At 47.0% G+C, this 7,583-nt stretch carries 4 protein-coding genes; 2 read left to right on the top strand and 2 right to left on the bottom strand.

The window, feature by feature from the left end:
- Positions 1–232: 232 nt before the first annotated feature.
- Positions 233–3,853 carry an NB-ARC domain-containing protein gene (locus H6G00_RS03460; protein ID WP_190795647.1) on the top strand — a complete coding sequence of 1,207 codons (3,621 nt, stop codon included), beginning with the start codon at positions 233–235 and terminating at the stop codon, positions 3,851–3,853.
- Positions 3,854–3,906: 53 nt separating this feature from the next.
- On the opposite strand, the gene H6G00_RS03465 is transcribed toward H6G00_RS03460, so the two are convergent.
- Positions 3,907–4,575 (bottom strand): hypothetical protein, encoded by a 669-nt coding sequence (locus H6G00_RS03465; protein ID WP_190795648.1) that lies wholly within the window; start codon positions 4,573–4,575, stop codon positions 3,907–3,909.
- A 148-nt stretch (positions 4,576–4,723) separates the two neighbouring features.
- Here H6G00_RS03465 and H6G00_RS03470 point away from each other — a divergent pair, with 148 nt between their 5' ends.
- Positions 4,724–5,170 (top strand): GNAT family N-acetyltransferase, encoded by a 447-nt coding sequence (locus tag H6G00_RS03470; protein ID WP_190795649.1) that lies wholly within the window; start codon positions 4,724–4,726, stop codon positions 5,168–5,170.
- A gap of 154 nt (positions 5,171–5,324) precedes the next feature.
- Here the strand turns inward: H6G00_RS03470 and H6G00_RS03475 are convergent, their stop codons facing one another.
- Positions 5,325–6,758: an FAD-dependent monooxygenase gene (locus H6G00_RS03475; protein WP_190795650.1), complete on the bottom strand. Its 1,434-nt coding sequence runs from the start codon at positions 6,756–6,758 to the stop codon at positions 5,325–5,327.
- Between the last annotated feature and the right edge of the window lie 825 nt (positions 6,759–7,583).

Below are 7,583 nucleotides of genomic sequence, written 5' to 3' on the forward strand. Positions count from 1 at the left end.
GAAGATTGGCAAGCGATCGTTGGGTTGAAACCTGCTGCATAATCTTGTGATTCCAACTTGCCAGGGATTATCGTGCTTATTCTTAAATTTTTCTGGTTAAGTTGACAGTACCGTCGTTTGGCAAACGATTGAATTTAGAAGCAAATCGCTAAAGCAGAGTCTTTTACAAATTCGCCTCTAGTTTGACGGTACAGATACAATACTGAGCATTAATATTAGGAGGTCTTCACTCATGACTTCTGAGGAAGCCTTAGCCTTGTTAAACGAACTGCTTAAAGAGCAGAAACTCAAAAACATTCATGAGTTAGTATTCTGCTACAGTTGGCAAGGATTAACTTATCCAGAAATTGCTAAGCAGGTCGGTTACGACACGAGCTACATTCGCAACATTGGACAAGAGCTTTGGTCTCAACTCAGTCAAGTTTTTAAAGAATCAGTCACCAAGAAAAACATTCAATCCGTTCTACGTCGGCAGCTTGCTCAAAATCAACACACTGCTTTAGCAAATCGGAGCGAGAAAGAGGCAGCAAGTGCTTCACAGGCAGATAGTGAACCCCTGTTGCTTGATCGATCGAACTTGTCTGCTAATACGAATCCATATCAGCATTGGGGAGAGTCGATCGATGTTTCAACCTTCTATGGTCGTCAGACAGAAATGGCGCTGCTGCAGGAATGGATTGAATCTGATCGCTGTCGACTCGTTGCACTCGTTGGCATGGGTGGTATCGGTAAAACCGCACTAGCAGCAAAGCTAGCCGAACAGCTTCAAAATAAGTTTGATTATCTAGTTTGGCAGTCGTTACGCAATGCGCCACCGCTCGAAATCGTTCTCACTCAGCTACTTAAATTTTTTGCTAATCAGCAAGAAGTAATTCAGGCTGAATCATTGGATGGGCAGATTTCTCAATTAATCGAGCGGTTGCGTTCTTGGCGCTGCTTGATCGTATTTGATAATGTTGAAGCCATTCTAGATGGAGTGCAAGCCGGACAGTATCGATCGGGCTATGAGCAGTACGACGAATTCTTGAGGCGCATCGGTAGCCAACATCATTCAAGCTGCTTACTGTTAACGAGTCGAGAGAAACCGAAAACACTCGCTCCGCTCGAAGGTGAGCTTTTGCCTGTGCGATCGCTGTCCCTAACTGGACTGAACACAGCAGCCGTTCAATCACTCTTTCAAGCAGACGGCTTTATCTGCAATTCTGATGAGTGGCAAAATTTAACGACTTCTTATTCGGGCAATCCGCTGGCGCTAAAAATTGTCTTGGCAACGGTTCGAGATGTATTTGATGGTAGCATTACGCAGTTCTTGGAGCAGGGCACGATCGCGTTTGGCGACATTACTTTGCTGCTCGACGAACAGTTTCAACGACTCAGTGAACTTGAAAAGCAAACGATGTATTGGCTAGCGATCGCTCGCGAATGGATTTCGATTGCTCAGTTACGAGAAGATTTTACTAACGACACAAGGACAGACCTGCTTGAAGTTTTGCTCTCATTGCGACGGCGATCGCTGATCGAGAAGAACGCTGGACGGTTTACCTTACAGCCTGTTGTGATGGAGTATGTCACCGAACAGCTAATCGATCGCATTTACAGAGAAATTCATACTCAAAATCTCGATTTATTCATCAGTCATGCTCTGATAAAAGCACAGGAAAAAGACTACATTCGTGACAGTCAAATTCGTATTATTCTTGCACCGCTGGCAGCAAGGTTAGTGAATCAACTTCGATCGAAAAAAGATCTTAGACATCAGCTTGATAGTATTTTATCTACACTGCGATCGCAGTCTCCTAGAACAACGGGCTATACAGGAGGAAATATCATTAACCTGCTGCGATCGCTTCAAATTGACTTAAATGACTATGATTTCTCGCACCTGAGTATTTGGCAGGCATACCTGGTGGGTACAACGCTACATCACACTAATTTTACGAATGCTGATCTGGCTAAATCTGTTTTTACAGATGCTCTCGATGGAGCAACCTGGATTGCCTTTAGTCCTGACGGTGAGCAATTTGCGATTGGTCTAATTGACGGTAAGACGCGAGTTTATCAAACGGCAACTTATCAAGAACTGCTGACGTTAGAAGGACATCTGTCTTGGACTGCTTGCGTTGCCTTTAGCCCTGATGGTGAATTCTTAGCAACGGCAAGTTTAGATCACACCATTAAGCTGTGGAGTTTGGCAACAGGTCAATGTTGTAAAACGTTTGAGGGGCACACAAGTTGGGCTGCATCGGTTGCATTTAGCCCCAATGGTGAAACGTTAATCAGCTGTGGCAACGATCGCACAGTCAGGCTATGGAATATCGCAACCCAGCAGTGTGTAACGTTGGTTGGACATACTGATTTTGTCGTTGGAGTTGTGGTGAGTCCCGATGGCGAGACGATCGCCAGTTGTAGTTATGACCAAACCATCAAGTTATGGCAGGTAGCAACCGGGCAGCTTATTCACACCTTGCATGGACACACCGCTTACGTCCGTGCTGTTGCTTTTAGCCCAGATGGTCAAACGCTAGCGAGTGGAAGTTGGGATCGCACCATTCGTCTATGGAATATGGAAACTAAAACCTGCTTCAGGATTCTTCAAGGACATGCCGATTCAGTGGCTTCGATCGCCTTTAGTCCAAATCAGCAAATTTTGGTCAGTGCCGGATTTGACTGCACTGTGCGGCTGTGGGGAATCGAGACTGGACGCTGTTTAAATGTATTGCAAAAGCATTCGGGTTGGGTTTGGTCGGTCGCCTTTCATCCAGACGGTCACAGCTTCACTAGTTGTAGCCCCGATCGCACCGTGATTTTTTGGAACACCGAAACCCAAGAGGCAATTAAGACGCTGCACGGCTACAGCGCTAATATCCGCTCGATCGCGTTTAGCCCCACCGCACCCATTTTAGCTAGCAGCAGTGACGATGCTACGGTACGACTGTGGAATGTTTCTACGGCTCATGCTGCCTTCAACAAAGCGCTAACAGGACACAGACATCAAATCTGGTCGGTTGTCTTCAGCCCGGACGGTCAAATTGTCGCCAGCAGTAATGATCGCGGTGAAATTCGCTTGTGGACAGTAGCAACGGGTCAACTGCTGCGGGTCTTGCAAAGCAGTGCCGCGATCGCTAACCCCGTTTACACGCTCGCCTTTTCGCCAGACGGTCAGACTTTGTGCAGCGGAGGCATCGATCGCGTTATTCGCTTTTGGAATATTCACACCGGCGAATGCAGAACCACGATGCCTCTCAACAGTCGCGCTTGGACACTAGCGTTTAGCTCGAATGGTAAGACTTTGGCGAGTGGCTGCGAGGATAAGCTCATTCAGCTTTGGGATACCGAGACAGGTGACTGTCTCAAAACACTACAGGGACATGAAGGCATGGTCGTTTCAGTGGCTTACGCACCTAACGATCGCATGATTGCCAGCAGCAGCGATGACAAGACGGTGCGCTTGTGGGATGTTCAAACGGGCAAATGCCAAACGTTGCAAGGGCATACTGCTCCCGTGTGGACGGTTCAGTTTTGCCTCGCAGACAGTAGCCGTCCATCAGTCGCCAGCAGCAGCCTCGACAAAACAGTTCGCCTCTGGGATGCCGAGTCAGGGGAATGCGTTCAAGTTTTGACACATCAGACGGAGGTGTGGTCTGTTGCTTTTAGCGCGGATGGTGAAGTTTTGGCAAGCGGTAGCAGCGATGGCGCGATTAAGCTTTGGCAGGTCGAGACAGGGGAGTGTCTGCAAACCTTGCGATCGCCCCGTCTCTACGAAGGAATGAACATCAGCGGCACAACTGGTTTGACTGAAGCCCAAAAAGCAACCCTCAAAGCGTTAGGAGCCATTGAACTTAACCAGAAATAACGACTATACTTGTACGCTCCGGTTCAGCGCAGTTGTTAGGTGGTAGGTTTGTGCTACCAACTTATGATAAGTGGCAATTCAGGGCGAAAATCTGTTTGATGCCCCTGCACTTCTCCATCAAAACCAAGCTCTACACAATACTCTACTCCTAATCGTACCCTGACCTGATTGGTATCGATTACCGCTTGAAATTCTGGTGACGGATTATCTGCCGTAGGACTGATCAACTCTATACGAGTCATTTCGCACAAACCAACAGGATGCTCTAGAGGCTGTGTCTTATCAGCTGGGTATTGATCTGGACGTTTACCAAATGGAATCTGAAAGAGCATTGGCTCGGTTAGCACATTACTATTTGTACCTACCGCGATACTCAGGACTTCAGGCAGATAAGGTGGACGATATGCCCAACTGGAAAACGCAATGGTATCACCACTACTTGTCGGACGCAAACAAACCCCAAATGGACAGGCGCTATTCTTCCGATTTGTCCATCGCTCCCAAAGACGAGTAGGGCGAATTAGCTCTGATTTCGCTTCGTCTGTATCGTGAATCCACAACAGCTCCAACATTGCATTGTGGAAAAAGAAACGGCGATTGGCTGTGCCTTGCCCAGGATGTGGATTAGATGTCCCTTCCACTAAACCAAATGATACTAAACGATCGGCTTCGCACGCACCAATATCAGTACAAATAAAGAGATGATCAAATTCAAACGCCATAGTTTCAAAGCTAGTTATTGACTAGAAGGAATAGGGTTAGAAATAGTGAGGCATCGGTGTGAGAATCAGCCAACACGGTGTTCAATGGACGCAAGGAGGATATCAGCTATGATGCAGAGGTTGCTAACCGCAGGTGAAAGATTCCACTATGGTTATTTCAACAGTGAGATTTGAACTATCAGAGCCTCCTTTGCAAGAAGAGTTGAGCGAACTTACAAGCCGTTTTGAATCCTTCATGAGACAAAAAATTCCTAACTTACTGCCGCAGTCTGAAGACAAAATATTCATGGTGAGAGCTGTTAATCGTTCAGAACACCTTATCGGAGGAGTTCTTGCTAATTGTTACTGGAACGGGTTGGAGATAGATACACTATGGGTAGAAGATTCTGAAAGAGGCAAGGGACTCGGTTCAAGCTTGCTAAGTCAAGCAGAGTCTTTTGGTATTGAAAACGGCGCAGTTGTCTCATTTTTGAAGACAGTCGAAGCAAAAGGCTTTTATGAAAAGCTCGGTTATGAAGTTTATGGTGTACTAGAGGATAGACCCATTGGTACAGTTATTTACCACATGAAGAAACGGCTTCGGCAAAAGCCATAATAATTTGCAGCGACAGACTCAGCTTTGTTGCACAACTATGCACGAACTTATCACTTTATAGGAAATTTTTTGAAGAAGGGCACGTAAAAATAGGCATTTCTCGCTTTCGTGGCACTAAATTTGGTAGTGTCGCAAAAATGTTAGGGTGGAGAGGCTAATTTTCTCCCTCCTCAACTAAAGGGTTGCTCTTTGATCGTTGTCGCGCTACATATCGATAGAGCAAACGCTTGATGACACGGCCCAGAATGAAAGACTGAAACAGCACGTTCAGAGGTTTGAGTAGATGCATCACTTCCATCATCGCAATTTGCACTTCTGCTTGCTCCACCACCAGTTTTTGCAACTGATCTGAGTACCAGTTCATAAAACAAGCCATGACGTTGCTTTGCTTGCCCTCAGTCTTACGATAGCGATCGTCTTGAGAGATGGATAACGCCCAAGCGTCTTGATGCGCTTTCGCAAGTTGTTTTTGCAGGCAGCGAGTTTGCCTGCTCATCCTTATCTGGCAAGGATGTTCCTGAAAGAACTGATCGAGTAAGTCTGCCTCGATCGCAGCAACGGTCATGCCCTGTCCGTAGGTGGGATTGAGGGCGCAGGCAGCATGACCAACCACGATAAACTGTTCGGGCTGATGTCGTAATCGATCATAGTGGCGCAATCGATTTTCATTACTGCGATAGGTGTAAATGGGCGTGAGCGGCGTTGCATCCCGTATGGCATCAAACAATACAGGCGATCGGAGGCTGCGAGCAAAGGCTAAAAAGCCCGCTTCATTGGTTGGGGGATAGTCTCGATCGCCGCCCGTTAAGCTGACAATCCAGCGATTCCCCTCGATTGGAAAAATGGCTCCGCCTCGCTGATCCTGGGGTGGGTCAGGCTGGATAAAGAGTAGCTTCCAATCTACATCTACATTCGATGAAGGCTGATAAACTCGGGCAGTATAGCCGACAAAAGCGTTCACTTCGGTTTCCTGAGGCGGCTCATATCCTAGCACTGATAACCATTGCGGCGTGTGGGAAGCTTTCCCACTGGCATCCACTACCAGATCAGCATAGAGATCTTTGGTCGTTTCGCTATTAGAGGCAGTCACGCTCTGCTCCTCGTTGAAAGCACTGCGGATTCGTGCTGATACGCCGGCGACCTGCGTTTTGGCTTCATTAGCAAGCAGTCCTGTGACACTGGCTCCTTCTAAAAATTCAACGTTGGGCAGCGATCGCAAGCGACGACGAACATTCCAATCGAGTAAGTCTCGACTACAGGCAAGGAGGGTCAAGTCTGATGGGCTACGAGCAGCCCACCCTACGGAATTGAGATAGGCAATTTCCTGAGAACTGTCTACGGCGATCGCGCCTTGAGCCAGTAGTTCCGCTTTTAACCCCGGGAAGAATTGCTCTAGAATCTGCTGTCCTCGCAGCATGAGGGTGTGGGGAAAGCGGGACTGAGGTAGCCCTTGACGTGGGGTAGGTTGTTGAGGATAAAAGTCTCGTTCTAAAATCGTGACGTGATCGAAATGATTCGCCAAAGCGCGACCGGCTAAGAGCCCTGCTATGCTGCCACCAATCACCAAAGCATGGGTTTTGTCTTGCATGCCAGTGACCTCCGAAATTTAAATAGATAAGGGCATGAGCGGAGCAATGTTTGATATGTCTGAGGCGTTGTCTTCTATAGTTTGAACTACACGAGAGCATGCCTCGATCGCGGAACAACTGTTGGTCGGATAGTAAGCTTGTGCCTTGCTTATCCAGCAGATGCCAGAATAGAGGAATGGCACGCTTGCAAGAAACGAAACTCACCATCAACAAATTATGCTGTTTCCATTGCGTGCGATCAATGAAGAGAGACAACGATTGACCCCGATAAAAATGTTGCTTGAACCAATGTTTGAGAATCGGAAACCACAAGCTTTTGATCTTGAGTTGCGGTAACTGGAGAAACCGTTGTAAATTTCGATGACGGCTTTCATATTGAATTGGTTGAGCAAATAGCGTTGCTAATGGAACTCAGTTGCGCTTGCAGACAAGCTTGATAGAATGAAGGCAACATTTTTAGAATTGTGGGGTAAATTGAATCGATTCACCCTATTTTTTAGTCTTTCAGTAGGCTCTGTCTGCTACCCTGCTTACCTTCCAGCTTCACTGTCATCTCTTGAGAAAGTGCTTAGAACAAGGTCTGTTGTACTACGAGCGGCATGATGCACCATTGTATAGGAACGAGTTTGCTGATGAACCAATGAGTGTTTTTGTGCATAGGTAAGAAGTTCATGCGTCCAGGATTCAAATAGCGCGAAAACTTCATTAACTGTTGCTGTTGGCGAACGTACTACAGGTGTCTCATGGCGGTGCCAGTGCTGCAAAACGTGACACCCGAAGTTTAGGTAATGGTTCTCCCTTAAGCCAAGACACAATCCGAGCAA

The sequence above is a fragment of the Leptolyngbya sp. FACHB-541 genome, assembly GCF_014695875.1.
Lineage (GTDB): Bacteria > Cyanobacteriota > Cyanobacteriia > Elainellales > Elainellaceae > JAAUTN01.